General features: G+C 33.7%; 13 protein-coding genes. All 13 read right to left on the bottom strand.

The genetic code is table 11. From position 1 onward, the window contains the following. Positions 1-14 precede the first annotated feature (14 nt). Positions 15-1766 (bottom strand): polysaccharide deacetylase family protein, encoded by a 1752-nt coding sequence (locus AC2CGN_RS17100; RefSeq protein WP_484515119.1) that lies wholly within the window; start codon positions 1764-1766, stop codon positions 15-17. Further along, positions 1763-3631: a glycosyltransferase family 2 protein gene (locus AC2CGN_RS17105; RefSeq protein ID WP_484515121.1), complete on the bottom strand. Its 1869-nt coding sequence runs from the start codon at positions 3629-3631 to the stop codon at positions 1763-1765. The genes AC2CGN_RS17100 and AC2CGN_RS17105 overlap by 4 nt, the downstream gene beginning before the upstream one ends. Positions 3632-3636: 5 nt before the next feature. Then, the gene (locus AC2CGN_RS17110; protein WP_429982879.1) at positions 3637-5067 is read right to left on the bottom strand and encodes a polysaccharide deacetylase family protein; all 1431 of its coding nucleotides are present in this window, start codon (positions 5065-5067) and stop codon (positions 3637-3639) included. Between the two features lie 16 nt (positions 5068-5083). Next, positions 5084-6409, bottom strand: a complete 1326-nt coding sequence (locus tag AC2CGN_RS17115) for a nucleotide sugar dehydrogenase (protein ID WP_484515123.1) — start codon at positions 6407-6409, stop codon at positions 5084-5086. 1206 nt (positions 6410-7615) lie between these two features. After that, positions 7616-8710, bottom strand: a complete 1095-nt coding sequence (locus AC2CGN_RS17120) for a polysaccharide deacetylase family protein (protein WP_484515124.1) — start codon at positions 8708-8710, stop codon at positions 7616-7618. 22 nt (positions 8711-8732) lie between these two features. After that, positions 8733-11924, bottom strand: a complete 3192-nt coding sequence (locus AC2CGN_RS17125; RefSeq protein WP_484515126.1) for a hypothetical protein — start codon at positions 11922-11924, stop codon at positions 8733-8735. Continuing rightward, positions 11921-13345: a glycosyltransferase family 2 protein gene (locus AC2CGN_RS17130; protein ID WP_286925765.1), complete on the bottom strand. Its 1425-nt coding sequence runs from the start codon at positions 13343-13345 to the stop codon at positions 11921-11923. The genes AC2CGN_RS17125 and AC2CGN_RS17130 overlap by 4 nt, the downstream gene beginning before the upstream one ends. Then, positions 13342-14385 (bottom strand): HEAT repeat domain-containing protein, encoded by a 1044-nt coding sequence (locus AC2CGN_RS17135; protein WP_429985989.1) that lies wholly within the window; start codon positions 14383-14385, stop codon positions 13342-13344. Before AC2CGN_RS17135 ends, AC2CGN_RS17130 begins: the two co-directional genes overlap by 4 nt. Before the next feature lie 2 nt (positions 14386-14387). Beyond that, entirely contained in the window at positions 14388-15284 is an 897-nt protein-coding gene (locus AC2CGN_RS17140; protein WP_429985990.1) for a response regulator, read from the bottom strand. A gap of 739 nt (positions 15285-16023) precedes the next feature. Further along, complete coding sequence (locus tag AC2CGN_RS17145; RefSeq protein ID WP_484515129.1) at positions 16024-16857, bottom strand: amidase; 834 nt, start codon at positions 16855-16857, stop codon at positions 16024-16026. Positions 16858-17101: 244 nt separating this feature from the next. Next, a complete protein-coding gene (locus AC2CGN_RS17150; protein ID WP_429985992.1) occupies positions 17102-17959 on the bottom strand; it encodes a MetQ/NlpA family ABC transporter substrate-binding protein in 858 nt (285 codons plus the stop codon). A 61-nt stretch (positions 17960-18020) separates the two neighbouring features. Then, positions 18021-18689, bottom strand: a complete 669-nt coding sequence (locus AC2CGN_RS17155; protein ID WP_054770486.1) for a methionine ABC transporter permease — start codon at positions 18687-18689, stop codon at positions 18021-18023. Beyond that, positions 18679-19707, bottom strand: a complete 1029-nt coding sequence (locus AC2CGN_RS17160) for a methionine ABC transporter ATP-binding protein (protein ID WP_429986733.1) — start codon at positions 19705-19707, stop codon at positions 18679-18681. The genes AC2CGN_RS17155 and AC2CGN_RS17160 overlap by 11 nt, the downstream gene beginning before the upstream one ends. Between the last annotated feature and the right edge of the window lie 68 nt (positions 19708-19775).

A 19775-nucleotide genomic window follows, 5' to 3' on the forward strand; every position in this document is an offset into this window, starting at 1 on the left:
AATTTCCCCCCGTTTTAGAAGGTTTCAATAAAGAAATCAACTACATGATTAAATATTGTCGCTGTTTTATACTTTACTTTATCGAAATTCGTATATTGGTTAGTAAAAATTGTTTGATCATTCTTATCTGAAATTATTATATCTTCGATTAATGTATCATATATATCGTCCGCATATTGTTCATGGGTGGTATCCTTCTTGCTGAACAACGCACCAAATCCAATACGAGTGCCTTGGATTGCTGGATTTACTTCAATTGTTTTGGACAATTCCTTATCTACATCTATTTTTATTTTATCTTTATTGACCGTAATATTAAATACTCTTTTTTTTGTAAGATTTCTTGGATATTCTTCCTCATCTATTCTAGAGCCCCTTTGCGTATCCTGATAGGAGTAGACAGTTGCTTTATTAAATGCATACTCCTCTTCATTCCATTTTATTTCATTTAATGGGAAACGTTCCTTCTCAACAACACCAGCTCCTGCTGATTTTTCAGAAACAACAATTTCATTATCTACAAGGGCTACACGAATATAGCTATTATTTTTTTCGTCATAATTTAAATAGATAGACTGTTGTCCAACAACATTTCCTTTAAAAGCAAAGTTTACAGTATATTGTTCTGGCAATGCTTTCTTTAATAGTACTCGACCTTCACTAGAGGGGGGTGAAGTGATGGTCATCTCATTGTTTTTAAATTGTACAGCACCATTTACAATTGACCATTTCTTAGCTAACTCTTGATCGCCTACTTCAAATTCTACATTTTGCTTACTTGCCTGACGAATTTTCATCATCACATGGTTAGTAGACCAGTAAGGAGATACCTGTAGCCGACTTAAATTGTAAAAATCAGCATCAGCATTATTATAGGCTCCCTGCTCGCGATTGAAATGCATACGAAAAGTTTCCTTAATTTGCTTATCATTCACGCTTTGTACTAACGGCTCCATATTATTATAGAGTGAATTTGCGTGCATAATAGCATAGGCTCTAGGAACTTCTCCTAACTCCTCTTTATATATATCATGCATCAATTTATAATCTTTTTTAATTCGTGCTTCCATTTCCTTACGTGTTTCACTTGGGATCATGTATGGATTACGAATAAAATCCATTAAATAGTGATTATAATATTCAATCGTTGTTTTATTCGGCACATCATTTTCATCAATCATTCCTAATGACTGTCCTTTATCATTATAAATATTAATATATGTCAATCGGTAGCCATTAGATCCCAATTCCCAATACCCGCTTTTTTCCATTAATAACAAGTCTTTTGGCTTCAAAAATTTATTATCACGCGTATCCATTTTATTCGCATACGTAAACATCGTCGCTTTATAATTTAGATTTTCCATGATATTTTGAGCGAAGATACTGGAATCCGTACGACCATCTTCGAATGATAAATATAACGACTTTTCTGGAAGTGGCTTATTTTTTTCATAAAAATCTAGAATATCCTGCTGAGTAATTGTTTTATAGCCCTGTCTTTCGAGCAATGCTAATTGTTCTTTTAAATTTTTCTTCGATACATATTTAGGAGAATCACCTCTACTCACACCAAAATACGATAAGGCGATAAATCCATCTTTATTTTCTAATGGAACCTTTTCCTCAACCCTTTTTTCTGTTAAAAATACGACACGTATTAAAACAACTGCTAAAAATAGAACGACGATTAATTGTGCTATCGAGCGGATGATTTTCCTTCGATTCTTTTTAGCTGGATTTAATACAATATTCTTTTTACTCATTCCTTCTCACCCATTTTTCTATTTTTTAGAATCGAAAATCGGGATTTTCGTAATTTTTGCTTTTCCAATTTCTTTTCCTTTGCTATGACATCCTGGGGTGTTTCTCTTGTACCCCATGTAGATTTCCAAAAAGTAACCCATGCAACTGGCATTTGCCATAGTAAAATAAATTCATAGAAAAGGACAAAGATAAAGCCAAATGCCCACAATTTACTCCTTCTAAAGAAAAGATGGGCCAGACTCATCAGCATAGCCATTAATAGTAGACCCATTAAAAAAGTGGTTGGGAAAATACCATGCATTATTGGCACATAAATTAAATTGTAGACAACCACAATAGGAGCTGCTATCGGCACAATTAAACCGATAACGAAAAACAGAAACATAAATGGTTCCTTTTTCCACATAAATAAAAATGCTCGTAGTGATTCACGTAGCCATGATCGTTTCCACCTCATTTGCTGCGATAAAAATACCTTTGACTCTGATGGAACAATCGTAGAGCATACAGCATTATCCTGATAGCCCGTGCGATGTGTTTTTAATATATAGTTCGTCATACTTCGGTCATCACCAAAGGTTGCAGGCTGCCCAAGAAATTTTTGATTTAACCATGCTGTCTCGTTCTTCAAAATAAGCTCTTTCCGGTAACATGCTAGTGGTCCAGATAGACATGTTACGGTATCAAACCAAGATTCAGCAGCCTTCATTATACGGAAGGCAATATAATAACGAACTGTTTGTAATTTCGTTAATGCATTAGTGAATTTATTTTCAACCTCTGTACGTCCAGCTACACCACCCATTTGTGGATCCTGGAAGGGCTGCACTAAATTCCGAATGGCATGGGGTTCTAAAAAGCTGTCTGAGTCCACAAAAACAACTAGATCATGCTTGGCAAGATGTACCCCTGCCACTAATGCCTCCCGTTTCCCACCATTTTGGGGTAGCTTATGGAAGCTTAAGCGATCCTCTGTTTTAAAGCGTCCACCCTCACTATGAATCAGCTCAATCATTTCCTTGGCCTTTTCCTCAGTCCTATCCGTTGAGTAGTCATCCACGACAATAACTTCCAGCTTATCAACAGGATAATACTGATTTATACAGCTTAAAATGGTGCGGTGAATCCACTCCTCTTCATTAAAAACAGGAATTATAATTGAAACACCCGGTTCGTAATTAGGATTTATCGGAACATTTCTATAGAAAATCCCAAATAAATATCTGCTTAGTAGAAATGTTGCCGCAATAATACTATATAAATATAGAAACTTATTAAATCTAAAGTAGATGACACTTTCTGCTCGCATCAGCATGACGATAAGCGAAACTATCAATAGAAATAGACTTGCTACAAATATTGAAAGTCCCCAACGCTTTTTTGTCATATAATCGTTTAATGGCTCCAAAAATTCACAGGCATAATAGTACCTTACTTCACCATCTACCTCTTTCGTAAAGGAACGTACTACTTTTGCTTTTAGATTTACTTTTGATTCATAGCCCTCTGGCATTGCTCCACCAGGAATAGTGAAATTCATTTTGATAATTTCATCCATTAATAAGTTGTTCGGACTTAGTGAATAGATGAGAATACCTGTAACAGAAATATCCTCTGCAAAATGCTTTTCATTCGTTATTTTTTTCCTAGCTCTTTTAATTTGTACTTCAAAATTAGTTTCATAACGGAGACTTAGAAGCTGTAACCGATATATTTCATTGACATCTGTAGGGTCGATTTCCTCAGTTTGATAGGAAGCACCTCGTCGATTCACAAGACTTCGTATATTTTCTGGGTCAGGAATATTTGATAGTATTCGCCGATCAGAACGCGGTATCGTTAAGACCTCTTTTTTCTTATTCATGATTATCAATTCACTTTCTTATTCGAATCTTCTTCAATCCAAGTAGACATCTTTGAAAAGCTATACCCATCTTTTTGAAGCTTTTCAATTATTGATGGTAATACTTCTACTGTTTTTGTCCCATCTAAAATATGCATAACAATTACCTTTCCTGGAGCAGCTCTGCTTATTACACGATTGTAAATATCCTGAGCTGATAACTCTAAATTCCAATCAAAAGAAGCAATATCGTACATGGCAATCGAAGTAACACCTGTAGCAGCAATAATTTTTGCAGATTCTTCATTAATAACACCTTTATTTGGTCTAAAATATAGTAAAGGCTTTTCCTGTAAGGCATATGTTAATGCCTTATGCGCCATTACCACATCCTCCTGCAATTCTTCAGGAGTCATGGTCGTAACATCGAGGTGATTGTAGGAGTGGCTTGCAACCTCATGACCTCTATTTACAATTAATCGCGCCAATTGAGGATCCTTCTCCACACCCTTTCCTATTAAAAAGAAGGTTGATTTTACATGGTACTTATCAAGAATATCTAAAATTTCTTTAATTCTTTCCTCACTTGCCCAATCATCAAAGGATAAAGAAATTTCTTTTTTCGTTGTATTTTTGCGATAGAATATATTAGGTTTAACATTTTGATAATCTGGATTTATTTTAATAGCATCATAGCCCTCAATTTCTTCTAAAGGTTTGGCAATATATTGTTCATCTAACACTTCCGTTAATGTGGTAAAGACATATCCTTTTTCCTTTCCGTACTGGGACAATAGTGGAATCACATCAATAACCGCTGGATTAATATACGTATTTAAATGAATAATCGATCCACTATTAATAAAACGATGAATATAATCCATTATCTCCTCTGCACTTTGCATATTACGATCTTTAGGATTAATAGAAGATTCTACGACACCCTTCATATTTAGTGTTTTTGTTGCTAAACGCATATTATCGGTGGAGTCACCAGAGCGACTACGAACATACTTTGGCGAATATCCTAATTGTTCTTTAAATACTTCATTTGCTAAGAAAATTTCCTTATAGGTTTCCTCGTAGCTTAAATCTGCCATTTCGGGAAACGTTAATGTTCCATTCTCTACTTCATGTCCTCTTGCTAAGATATCTTTTACTAAATCAGGATCCTGTGCTATTCGCATACCTTCCACAAAAAAAGTTGCCTTCATATTGGACTGATCTAACGCCTTTAAAAGCTTTTGCATTGTCTCCATATCTGCAAGTCCGTTGAAGGTAATTGCAACCTTTTGGTCAAGTATGCTGGCATGACTATAAACTGTGCTCATCGTTCCATCATGCTCTTTAATCTCAATGGTGGAGTCGACAGGGTTGACCTGATGATCTTCATTAGAAGTTTGACATCCAGTTAACAATAAAATAAATAGTAGACTACATATTTTTAGTTGTCTCATGTCTACGAAATTCCCCTTACAGTTTGTAATATTCTTCATTTTTAAATAAAAAATGGGTATTTCTTGTGTCGAAAATTAAAGCAGCCTGTTGATCGATTAAGGCATAATCAATATTTTTATGATTCGTTAAAATTAATATTGCATCTGCTTTTTGGACTAAAGTCTCAGTTAATAGCACCGTATTAAAATTTTCCTCTTTTATCGTAAATGACTCAATAAACGGATCAACTATCTTTAACTTACACTGCGCTCTCTTTAGCTCACCAATCACTTGTAATGCGGGTGATTCCCGAAAATCGTTAATATTTGGCTTATAGGCAACACCAATTACGACAATCTCTGCTTCATTTAGCTTTTTGTTCTGAGCTATTAAATAATTATTCAATCTATCAACTACAAAACTAGGCATTGAATCATTAATTTTATCGGCAGCCTCTATTAAAGTTGCCGGAATGCCATGCTGTTGGCTAGCCCACGATAAATATTTTGGGTCCACCGGTATACAATGACCACCGACACCAGGGCCAGGTGTAAAGGGCATAAAACCATAAGGCTTTGTCGAAGCTGCTTCAATGACCTCCCAAACATCAATGTCCATTTTATGGCAAATCCGACTTAATTCATTGACAAGTGCAATATTTATTTGACGAAATGTATTTTCTAATAACTTCTCCATTTCAGCTATCTTCGGACTTGTGACAGAAAATACATTTGTCTTAAGTGCAGTTTCATAAAAGAGCTTCGAAACCTCCAAGCACGCTTCTGTTATACCGCCTACTACTTTTGGTGTATTTGAAACTGAAAAATTTACATTTCCAGGATCGACACGTTCAGGTGAATAAGCTAAAAATATATCCTGCCCTATGGCAAAATTGCTTTTTTCTAAAATTGGTTGAACAATTTGTTCCGTAGTCCCTGGATAGGTCGTGCTTTCAAGAATAATCAGTGTATTGCTAGAAAGATTTTGTTGAATGGCTATAGCGGCTTCTTCAATATATGAAATATTTGGTGCTCCATCAGCTGTTGTTGGCGTTGGTACACAAATAACAATGACATCAGCATATGAAAGTTTAGAAAAATCATTTGTAGGGACAAATCCATCCTCACTCACAGCCTTATGAATGACTGAGCTTGGCAAATCCACAATATAGCTTTGACCAGCCTTTAATTTGTCAATTTTTCCATTATCCTTATCAAATCCAATTACCTGAAAGTCCTTATTAGTGATTTCTAGTGCTAGTGGTAGCCCTACATAGCCTAGTCCAATAACGCCAATTATAGCCTTTTTCGTTGTAATTTTTTTTGATAAAGCTAACTTTGGTGATTCTGTTTTGATCTCCATTAAAAATTACTCCTTTATCTATTTTTGCCTATTTTTAACATATTTCTGTCTAACTAGAAATGAAGTTACGAATGACTCTGCACTTCATTGTTAAGTATTAGACCATCATTTCATGCACTCTAAATCCCTTAGTTAAAATAGATCATTTAACTCTAAATTTCGAGATAAATAATTTTACAACACATATATAGTACTAAATACAACTAAACAATTCCTAAACATTTTAAATCAAAAAAGAAAAAAGGAACTATTTATTTATAAAAAATAAAAGCATTACCGTTTTATAATCCTTTAGAACTATTCGCTTTTCGTTAATTTCAATACAGCTATCAATTTGACTAAAGTTATTCAAAATCTGTTGTAAAAAAATTTAGAGTTTTTGTTAGGAGTTTTTTATTGGAGGCATATTTACGATGTCATTAATTTTATCCAAAACTGATTTATCTCTTAATTAAGAAAGTCATACATAGTGAATTTTCAACCTATAATTATTTTTCGGCTATTTTGGATTTCTTTTAAGTGTAGTAAAAATTTTTTTAATACAACACTGAAGAATGTTAATACATAGATAGTTAATAAAATTCGGGGGATTTTCCACAAACAACATGTTACTTTTCACTACATTTTTTATTTTGCTCCATGCAATCAATTGATATGAATATATTACGCTTTTGTCATTCTCAATTTTTGGTGATTTGCCAAATTAAAATATATTTTCTTAGACCTTCCAAAATGGTTAGATTAGTAAGTACAAAATATTCAATCACCATCTTCGAAGATACAGGTCGATTGAATATCAAAATTCATCCTAGATTATTCATTATTCACTTTAAAGAAAAAGCGAAATGATTCGTTTCAATAATGGCATAAAATCGAAGTAATTTACCATCATCCCTCTTAGATACAAATGTACTGTTGCCTTGGTCGAAAAACTCCAGACAATATATACAAAATAGCCACCTATCTAAAAAAGCATTATGATAGATGGCCATTGGATGGTGCGTACCACGAGGGTGTGCTATTTTTTTATTTCGGCTTACAGTAGACAAGAGTATACTGTGCCTGCTTTAAGTTTCTTTTATTCATTTCTCTAATAGACAATTTGTTGCTTCAAAATTTACTCATTTTAGTTTAAATTATATACTAGGCTTGAATGACCAACATTTAACTTCTATCTTTCGATTCAGCTTTCTATTTTTATTTAATTTATTGTTTTGTAAGCTGTAATCCTTCCTTTGTATTCACTGGTAAAATAGAATCTTTACCTAAATCATTAATATATTTCATAATTTGTTCTAAAATTTCAGGTGTTGTTTCATATTCTTCTAATCGATCTTCTGTAATACCGTGCAACATAATGATAACCCATGAATTCTCAGCAACTGCTTTGTCAATCCACTTTTTCACATCTAAAAATTCTGTTGTATTTATAATGGCATATGACTTTAGCCAGTACGGATCATAATCATTCATTATATTAGTTTCTCTTCCAAGTACACGAATACCGTCGAAATATTGCATAGCAATTTCCCGTATTTCTTTATTGTAATCGGAATAGGGGATCGCAACTGTTGAAACGACACCTTTTCCTAATAAAGACTCTATTGTATTGATACTTTCGGCAAATTCATCATGAATCTCATCTTCAGATTTCCTTGTTAGAAATGGATGATTTTGTGTATGAGAGGCAATTTCTAAACCTAAATCATATGCAACCCATAATTGAGATGGATTCATATAAACTTCATCATCTGAGTACACCTTATTACCGATAATATTAAAAGTTCCCGGCATATTATATTTTGAGTGAAGCGGTAATGCTTTATCATACCAATTTCGATAGCCATCGTCATAGGATAGTGTCACAAGTGCCTGCCCATGATAATTAGCAGTATTTAAAGGTGTTATTTTTTCCATATCCTCAATTGCAAAATTAGTAGTAAAAATCAACTTGAAACTATTTTCTAAGAGTTTTGATTTATCATTCTCTATATTATTTTGAACATTTAAAGTATATGTCGTATAGTTTTCGTATGATTTTTCAGGCTTCACTTTCACTCTATTTTCATTAACCTCTAATGTAATCGGAAAATTATTTCCTGCTTCATCTTTAATTGTAATTGAAGAGTTAGTAATGGATGCGCTATTAACAGGATGATTAAATGTAATCGTCCATTCCTTATTCAAATCTGTAATTTCTTTGTGCTCTATGAAAGATTCTGCTTTCGTTATAGTCATCCCATTCATACATAAAAGCACAAATGGTATGGCTATAATGAGAAGCTTTCTCCACTGAATCAATCTTTATCTCTCCTTTAAATTACTATTTAAATTTCTTAAATGTTTCTTGCATAATTTCATAGGATTTTTTTAATCGTTCTTTTGTTTTAGGCATCTTCCAATTATCCCATGTAAAACTATGCAATTGATTAAGTACACCTTTTTCAATCTCTGGCAACGAAGACACAACCTCCTGCTTATCATTAACAAACAATGCACCTATATTTATTTTATCTACAAAAACTGATACTTCTCCGTTTTCTTTATAAAAATCGCCTATAAACTCTTTATGACTAGGATCCTTTGCTTGAAGAAGTAACCAAGGGATACGTAATTCTATAATTCCTTTGTCGCTCCAATTATAATCAACAAGGGAATTATAATTCTTTGCCTTCGGATTACCATTCCCCTCTATTAATTTGCCTGTTTCATAAGCTGCAAAAGGTACTGCTATATCCTGTTCTGGCAAGTAGAGCTCCTTATTTAAAGCATAGTAAATCGGACTGAACGTAGTGTTTTCTTTCATAACGTTTGGAGAGGGGATGTCGATAAGCTTTAATTCATGCCCATATAAATAAGAATAGAAATCATAATAAGGGTCAATGACAATACGTGACTCCTTCTTCTTATTAAGCTCGACAACAAATTCAATACCATTACTGAACGTTACTCCTTTCAAATCTGATTTTGCTGTTTTTCCTTGATTCGGAATCACATCTAATAGAATTTGAGTAGAGGATGTTTTATTGAGTAAATCTCCTTTTAATTGGAGGTACAAGTATCTTTCATCATAATCAACGCTCATTGAAGGCTTGTTTTTTTGTTGTTCATATAAGAGAGGAGCTTTCCATTCTGATATATCTCCGTCAACCTGTACCTTATGCTGATCAAAGCTTAATAAACCAAATTGTTGTTCATTTGTTTGTGCATTAGACCAATAAGGACGTTGGTTCGGATTATCATAGTCCATCGTATTCCAAGTACGTTTAAACCACTCATCTTGCCAAGTAAATACTAATCCTCCAAGTAAATCCTCTGCCATAATATCCTCAAACAGATGAGTTAATATTTCACCTTGTCCCTGTTCTGATACAAATCCTTGAGTCCAACCATATGGGTTATCATGAGTTAAACCACGTGAACCAGGGATTCCAAACTCAGCGATTAATATTGGCATACGATGTGCAGCATGTAATTCCGCTAAATAACCTGCATAACTATTTTTTTCTCCACGATGATCTACATACGACAAGTATTTTTGATCATAGTTAAAGAAATCTGGATAGTATGGATACACATGGTACGATGCAAATTGACCTGTTTGTTTCGCTAACCCTTTTGTATAAATGACATTCGGATTAACACTTGCAATATCTTCATCCGTATTCGGCTCAGATGGATGATCTAATAAATCTGTTGTAACCCAGTTTGTGAAGCTCATAGGATGTATCCAGCCATAATTTTTTTGTTCATATTGTGTAAGATAATCCATTTGCTCTGCAATCCAATATTCAAATGGAGAAGCATCTTTTGTTTCGAAATAAACACCATCATACTGCCCAATAGTAGGATGCTTTTCATTTGTTCCGTTCACCATATGAGGGTACCATTCTATACCAATAATCCAACCGATTATATACTGTGAAACATCTGTATCATAATAACCAGATGCATGCCCTACTACATGCTCTACATATTTATTACCGTGAATAACATCTACAAGGGTTTTCATTTCTTCTTGAAATTTCTTAAGCGTTGTAGGATCATAAGCATCTAAAGTTTCCTCTAAACCTTCCTCTTCAATCCACACTCCATGTAATACATATAAAGGATTTTCTGCTTCATCATTATATCTTTTTAAGGCTCTATAAAAGCCAGGTGGATGTAACGTATAGACTCGGATTGTATTGGCATTCATTTTACCAATCTGCTGGAACCAACGATAATATTCATCCTCCGTTATGGCGGCCTCCCCAGGGAAATAACCTGGTTTTCCCATTCCCATATTAACGCCTTTGAGGGTGATAGATTCCCACTGCCCATCTTTTAAAATTTGAAATGTTTGATCATTAATACGCGCATTATAACCTAAATTATTTTTTGCTGAACCATCAGATTGCTGCTTAACTTCTTTTTTCTCAAATTCTTCTAAAATAGACTTCATCATCGGTACATATGCTGACCAATAAAAAGCATCATCTGCGAAATTTTGTAATACTTTATAGACTGATGCTAGCCCTTTTATTTTATAGAAGAATGGCACTTTATTAATATCATTAAAATCGCCTGCAAAGTAATATTTTGTAGCATTTTTTTGTTCACCCGAAACAACTGCTGCGAATGAAAAAGGGACATCATGATCACTTAATAATTTTTTACCTTCGTCAGTTAAGCTCCACTCATAATTCGCTAAAACATCTTGCTCATTTTTCGCGGTAACAATATCAAACCAGTAATCATATCGTGGGTTTGATGAAACATGCAAGAACTCTTGTCCTGCTTTAGTGAAATTAAGATAAATACCTTCTTTATCAATATGTTTATTTAATTCTAAAACAAATACCTCATCTGTAAAGTCATTCACTAATATGAAGCCCCCACCTTCATATTTCCAGTCATCCTTAAATTTATCAACAACCCATTGTGGAATTTCATTATTTTTTTTATAGTCTAATTCTTCAAAATAGCGGCCAATCCAACCAGACCAGTCTATTTTCAAATAATCTAGCACTTGATTTCGCACTTCAGGAGATGTTGGTGATGCAATAGAGTTAAATTCTGCTATAAATAAACTTTTTTCTGTACTAGTTAAACGTTTCATAATCGCATCCCATTCTTGCGATTCTAATCCACCAACAATTTTCTTTGTGCGTGCCCCCAATCTTTCTTGCTTCGAGTTAAGATCATCTTCATAGACACCATACGTGTCCGCCAAATAGATTGCATCATAATCTTTGTAATCCTTTGGTATTTCAGAAGTAGACACACTGTTATTTTTTTCATCTGGAATTGTGCCAAAATAATCCTTGGACTCATCATATTGACCATCTCTATGTTCGTACTTTAAAAAATTTAATAGCCAAGTCAACCCTAAATGCTCTCGATATGATTCATCCTTCACTGTTTTATCAATGATGGCAACATTTAGTTGTTTATTAGGTGACACAAACCAAAGAGCTATTGGTATCATTATAAGCAATAGCACTACTATAATTCCCAAATAAATTCGCTTCATATCGATTCTTGCTCCTTGCTTGAAATACCTTTACGTTCCATTTTGCCCCACTCTCGTCTTCTTACTAAGAAGTTCAAAAGACCTTCACAGCGCCAAAATAGTGTAATGGGACGATACCAAAAAATTTCTGTAAAACTTAGTAACATCATACGTATTAAGTCAGCAACCTTGAACGTTTTATTTTTGCTCCATGCTTCAAATAGCACTGCCATCATTGAAAATACAACACCATAAAGTACAAATGATAAAAGTAGCAAAATGGCTATCTCATAATAGATATCACCTAAGAAAAAAGCAAAAACAATATAAATATATCCACCAAGTTCGACAATCGGTCCTAATCCTTCAATAAGCCAAAAATAGGGGAAGGATAATAACCCAATACCGCCATATCTCGGATTAAAAGTCATAGATTTATGATTCCATAAACTCTCTAATAATCCTTGATGCCATCTTCTTCTTTGTCGCCTTAAAACGGCCATCGTTTCTGGTGCCTCTGTCCAACAAACAGGGTTCTCTACAAATTCAATACGTTTATTTTCCTTCTTTTTACGGATATATCGATGAAGTTTTACTACGAGTTCCATATCTTCACCAATCATACTTTTAGTATAGCCACCTGCTTCTACCACCCATTTTTTCGAAAATACACTAAATGCACCTGAGATAATTAAAACCAAGTTAAATTTACTTAGCGTAATTCGCCCTATTAAAAAAGCTCTAAAGTATTCAATAATTTGCATAGTCACTAAATAATTTTTAGATAAGTTTGTTTCTAATATGGAGCCAAGTTGCATATTCATTCCATTGGCAATTTGGACATTGCCTCCTGCTGCAATTACCTCACCATCAGATAAGGCAATAGGTTTCATTAAACGTAATAAAGATGTACTCTCTAGAATGGAATCCCCATCAACGGAGCAAAAATAAGGATATCTTGCAACATTAATACCGACATTCAAAGCATCTGCCTTTCCACCATTCTCTTTCTCAACTAAAAAACAATTTTGGTGAATTTGCGATTGATAGATTTGAACAATCGGACTTGCTTGGATTTCCATTTTTATAACTTTTTCGATTTTTTTCATTTGAAATTGCTCAATAACTATTTCTTGCGTGCGATCAGTAGAACCATCATTGACAATGATTATTTCAAATTCTGGATAGTGTAAGCTAAGTAGAGAATGGATACTATCCACAATACCTACTTCTTCATTATAAGCAGGTATAATGACAGATACTGGTTTAGAATAGAACGCATCAATATACATATCATCCATTTCAGTTTGATCAAGTCTATGTTCCTTTCTTAACTTTAAAAGAGCAAAGAAGAACATAAGTCCATACGTTACTATAACTAGTAGCATATAAATTATGATTAACCCACCAAAAAACCACATTAAATAGTCACGTAAAATCATACTGCACGCATCCTTTTTCCTAATACTTCATTAGCCATATCAATTGCATATTGGTCATTTGTTGTGGCAATGAATTCTTTTAATCTCTGATAACCTCGTGGATCTTCAATTAGCGTGCTTGCTGCTTGCGATCGTACCCACCAATTACTATCCTGTAACAATTTTTCTAAATGCTCGGCAGTATATGTTAAAGGTGCATACCTAAATAATTTTGCGACCATTAATCTTTCTTCCCATATTGACGAATTGACAAATGGAATATACGTCTCTAAATCTCGGATAATCCCAATTCTTTCTAGTCCTCGAAGAGTACGAATACGAATTTCAGTATCCTCACTTGCTAATAAATCTTCAAGTCCCTCGATAACATCCATACTACCTTTTGCTGCAATTGTATCAATCAAAGCATATTGTGCTGCTTGTTGTAATCTTTCCATCTTTTCCATAAGTCGTTGGAGCATCTCTACTTCTAAATATGAGAATAACTTTTTATACTCACTTTGTGAAAAAGAATCATTATATAGCCATATTTCTTGAATAAATTTTTCTTTTTCAAGAATAGAATAGATTTTAAATAGCTGAAATACTTCTATTGAATGTTTGCGTTTAATGGATACTTCACAAGTACTGATAAGCTCTTTTATACGGAAATCAGCAATGCGATACATTGCATTCATTTTCTTACTCCAGTTTCTGGATTTTAATTCATTTTGGTAATATTCCTTTAAATACATCTGTGCAAAAGTATAGATCTTTTGTTGAATAATTGGATTGGATATATTTCTTAAATACGATAAAAATATGTGTTCTACCGCTAATATTTGAATTTTATTTTTAGGAATTAGCGTAACAGTAAATCGGTCGTCCTCTAGAAAGTATTCCTGCCAAAGAATTTTTGTATTTTGTATATACTTTTCCATCACATGCTTCTTTCTTTCTTCGTACCTTCTCTGATAGATTAAATAAATCATTACTACACCACAAAATAATAAAAGAATAGCAATAATATATAATAATAATTGAATCGATAATTCAATCATAATCATAACCTCGCAAATGTTCGTTTTAATTGTGCTTGAAATAGATTTAAATCAAATGGCTTAATTAAATACTCATCAACGCCACTTTCGTATGCATAGATCATATCTCCCTGAGACTTCCTATTAGTCATCATATAAATAATAAACTTCTTTTGATTAGCCATTTGCCTTAATGTATGCAAGACATTGAGACCATTTTTACGGGGCAAAATATCATTCATAATGACAATATGCGTATGTCCAGATAAATACCAATCCGACTGTAAAAATTCATGTCCATCTGAAAAAACTTTTGTTTCTAGTTGAAAATGATCCACTACCATTTTTTGAACTGTTAATTCTAATACTTCGCCAAAGATAACATTTTCCTCTAAAATACTAACTTTCACTCTTTCAATTGGCTGCGTCTTAAAACTCGTTACTTTTTCAATTTCCCAAGGTTCTGTTAGTTGACTAAAAACATCAAATTGTTTACCAATTAGATCCTCAAACATTACTTGATCATTTTTAACCTCTGCAATGATTCCCTGCAATGTAAAAGCTAAATCAATTTTAAAAGGGGAATCCTTACTTTTTACGAGTTGAAAAATTCGATTTAAAAACGCATTTCCCTCCTCCTCACCATTTTGTGTTAACAAAATTCCCCACCGTAAACTTCCCTCTAACCTAAAAAGCATATCGGTATTTCGAACTTCGGATACAAGAAAATGAGCAATTTGTTCTTCTAAATCTTCAATCATACTATTTTTCTGGGAATTCGATACAGTTGCTTTTAAAAAAATAACTGTTAATTCCATATGTGAACGAATAATATTTGCCTTTAACACATCAAAAAATGGGGAAATATCATTTTCTTTCAATATATCCACTTTTTGTGTCGTTTTAATTAAAGTGTCCATCCTATGCTCCTCTAATATTTTTCAATATGATATTTGTTTGCACTGTGGAATTATCGTAGGAAATAGCTATTATTCAGTATTTTTTCATTATATTACCTATTAATATGTTGTTAAATATGTGCACTTTTGCTTATTAACTACTTCTCTATACAAGCATGAATGTTTAGGCAATCAAAATCCAGCTAAATCAACTGTACTAGATTATCTTACTTGCTACTCCATGTAAAGTTGTAATACACATAGGTAATCAAAATGTACATACTTATTTGGGCGTTTATCGTGCATGAGTGTAACTATTAATAGAAACTTCGTGGTTTAAGAGGTACGAGTTATTTTACGGCTGATGTTATACTTTCAAAGAAAAAAACATCTACCAAAAGAAGATAAAAATGGATAACTATCCCACTTCATATTGGATTATTTTTCTATTTTAACATACATTTTCGAGAAATAAGATAAATGTAGGAATTTTTTTACACAATGTTGTTAGAAACTTCATAAATGTTTCACAGTATATCATATTCAAATCCTTTTATAAGAATATAACAATATGAACTGAACAAATTCTAAACAAGATGAAGATTCAATGCAGGAATACAAATAGAAAAAATCTGCTGTTTTCTCATATAAAACGGAGAAAATTTGCAGATTCTTTACTTTATGATGACAATGGGGGAAAATGGGAAAATGCCCTTTTTGCTACTTACAGGTTTTCTAAGTCATTTGAATGGCTTCTCGCCTATGGTCGCATCTCCATCCAACTTTCCAGATGGTGGATTGCAATACCTTTAAAGCTCGTTTTTTTAGAAAAATATTTTTGAACTTTGCTCAACTGCCGATTCATATATGCTTCTCCTTCTTCTGAGAAGCTAACAGAGTCTCCCTCTTTTGACTCCAAAGTCTCAACACCTACAACAACTTTTTTATTCATTTGTTTGGCATATTCGATTTCATTTTTCGCGATTTTTATAATTTCCTGTGAATTATCTCGATATGCCATTATCGTCACACCATCCGAATGGTCAATTAACCATTCAGATAAAATACCATTACCATATTTAGTGTCGTATGAAATCTCATCATACCAAAAGGGTATATCTAATTGTAGTGGTAAATTGAACGACTGTGCTTTCTTTTTTGCTTGCACAACTAATTGTTGATAGGTCTGAATCGCAGTTGTTTGTTTTGTAGTCCAAAGAGTTGTATCATAGGGCTCAATATCTAAATGTATCCCTAAAAAACGTTGTACATCTGTTGCTTCATGTTGATAGTGCTCTAACCAATCCATAAGTTGATTTTGATATTCAATTCCATTCTCGGTAATCCAATAGCTTTCTCCAGCTAGTGCGTATATCTGGATGTCTTTAGCTGTAGCCTTTTCAATAAAGCTTTGATAAACTTTTTTAGATATTTCATAATCAATTTGTAAATAAACCTTGTTTATTTGTTTAGTTTCTAAAAACTCCAAGGTATTAATTTCGTTATCTACAAGTATCCACGGATTCCAAATCCATGTAGAACGTTCATCTTCTGTAATATTATCCGCCTGTATAATTGTACTATTAAGTGACATAAATAAAATGCATATGATCACTAACTTAAAACTTCGACTATTAATAATTTTACACAACTCCTTTCTACAAACTAGTTATACCATATCGAAAATTTTTATAAATAGGGATATATTTCATTTTATAATTTTTCTTCATAAAGTAGGGTTTTTTTCTTAAATACCTGTTTAACCTAACTCAATTTTTACAAAAAAATAGTACAAACCTTGGTTTGTACTATTTAACAGTTTATTTTATTACAATAAATTATTGAACTGGTACAACTGAACCTTTCCATTCTTCAAGGATGAAGTCTTGAATTTCCTTCGAATTTAGGACTTCTAATAATTTTTTAATTTCTTTCTTTGTTTCATCTCCAGCACGAACAGCAATAATATTCACATATGGAGACTCTTTATCTTCAAGAGCAATTGAATCATTCACAGGGTTTAAGCCATTATCGATTGCAAAGTTAGAGTTAATTAGTACTGCATCACCTTCATTATTTTCGTACATTTGTACAAGCATTTCAGGTGCTGTATTAGCATCGAATTTAAAGTTTTTAGGGTTTTCTGCGATATCCTTGATTTCTGCTGCTGTTTTATCGATACCATCTTTAAGTTTAATTAGGCCTTTTGCTTCTAATAATGAAAGCATACGCCCGTGGTCTGCAACTGAGCTAGAAAGTAAAATTGTTGCACCCTTTGGTAGCTCGTCAAGTGATTTATATTTTTTAGAGTAGATGCCGATTGGCTCAATGTGAACGCCACCAGCATTGACGAAATCATAGCCATTATCTTTAATTTGAAGCTCTAAGTAAGGAATATGTTGGAAATAGTTAGCATCAAGGTCTTTTGATGCTAAATCTTGGTTTGGTAATACATAATCTGTATACGTTTCAATTTTAAGATCAATACCTTCTTTTGCTAAAATCGGTTTTGCTTTTTCTAAAATTACTGCGTGTGGTGTATTAGAGGCACCTACAGTTAATGTCACATTTTCTTTACTATCTGTTTTATCTTCTGTTGATGCACCTGAGCTTGCATCGTCTTTTTTACCAGCACCGCAAGCCGCTAAAGCTAGCACTAATACTGATAAGAATAATCCTGCTAATAGCTTCTTCATTTTATTACACTCCCTTTTATTTTGTTCAAAGTATGTTAACGGCAGAAAACCGAAATAACCTTTAACGTTTATCTGTTTTAGCTGTAATCATATCGCCTATCCATTGAATAATAAATACGACTACTAAGATTAGAATAGTTGCCATTAATGTCACATCTGAGCGATTACGCTGGAAGCCATCCAAGAAGGCTAAGTTTCCTAACCCGCCTGCTCCAATAATTCCAGCCATTGCTGTATAACCAACAAGCGCTACAGCTGTTACAGTAATACCTGAAATAAGCGCAGGTAATGATTCTGGAATTAACACTTTCCATATAATAGTAGATGTTTTAGCACCCATTGACCGAGCTGCCTCGATTACCCCTCTATCAATTTCACGTAATGCAATCAATACCATACGTGCATAGAATGGGGCAGCTCCAATAATTAGTGCTGGTAATGCAGCATTGGCTCCACGGATTGTGCCAAGCAAGAATTTTGTAAATGGAATTAATAAAATAATTAACACGATAAATGGAATCGAACGGAAAATATTTACGAGTGAACCTGTTAAGAAATTCACAATTTTATTAGCCCATAGTTGATGGGGACTTGTTAAAAATAATACGATTCCAATTAATAAGCCAAGGATGAATGTTACTACGGTTGAAATAGCTGTCATATACAGTGTTTCATAGGTAGCTGCCCACATTCGCTCCCAGTCGACATTCGGAAAGAGATTAGTTAGCATTTGCAATCACCTCCGTTTGTACTTCAACTGTATTTAAGTAACCTAGTGCATCAGCCACATTTGACTCGGTTCCATCAATTTGCACAATAAGTGTACCGTAAGCACCATTTTTTGTTTGAGAGATATTACCGTGCACAATACTAACTTCTACATCAAAGTGCTTGACGAGGTGTGAAATAACGGGCTGCTCTGTTTTTTCTCCCACAAAAATTAGCTTAACAAGTTGTCCAGTTGGATAATTTGCTTTTATTTGTGCAACCGTCTCCTGCGTTTCCTTCGTATCTGTAATCTGTGATACAAATTTTTTCGTAATAGCAGCTTGAGGTGCCTGGAATACTTGTAATACCTCACCACGTTCTACTATTTCGCCAGCCTCCATTACTGCTACACGATGGCAGATTTTACGGATAACGTGCATTTCATGTGTGATTAACACAATAGTTAATCCTAAACGCTCGTTAATATCTACAAGTAAATCCAGGATTGCATCGGTAGTCTCTGGGTCAAGTGCTGAGGTTGCCTCATCACATAATAAAACCTCTGGATTATTAGCAAGTGCTCGAGCAATGCCGACACGCTGCTTTTGACCGCCTGATAGTTGTGATGGATACGCCTGATCACGTCCATCTAAACCAACAAGAGTAATCAATTCCTTCACACGTGCATCACGCTGAGCCTTTGAAACACCTGCGATTTCTAGTGGAAAAGCGATATTTTCAGCAACGGTTCTAGACCATAGTAGATTAAAGTGCTGGAAAATCATACTTACCTTTTGTCTTGCATCTCTAAGCTTTTGTCCCTTAATAGATGAAAACTCTTGATTGTTAACCATCACCGTACCAGATGTTGGCTTTTCTAAACCGTTCAATAAACGAATCATTGTACTTTTACCAGCACCACTATAGCCGATAATGCCAAATATTTCACCTTTATTTATGGAAAGGTTTACGTCTTTGACTGCTATTAATTCGCCATTTGCGGTTTTGTATTTCTTCGTAATATTTTGAAGCTGGATCATAGCGAATACTCCTTTTCTCATATAGAAAACCCCTTCACTCACAGACAAGTAGAAGGGGTCACGTATTT

It is taken from the genome of Lysinibacillus sp. DFXJR4 (assembly GCF_057196045.1).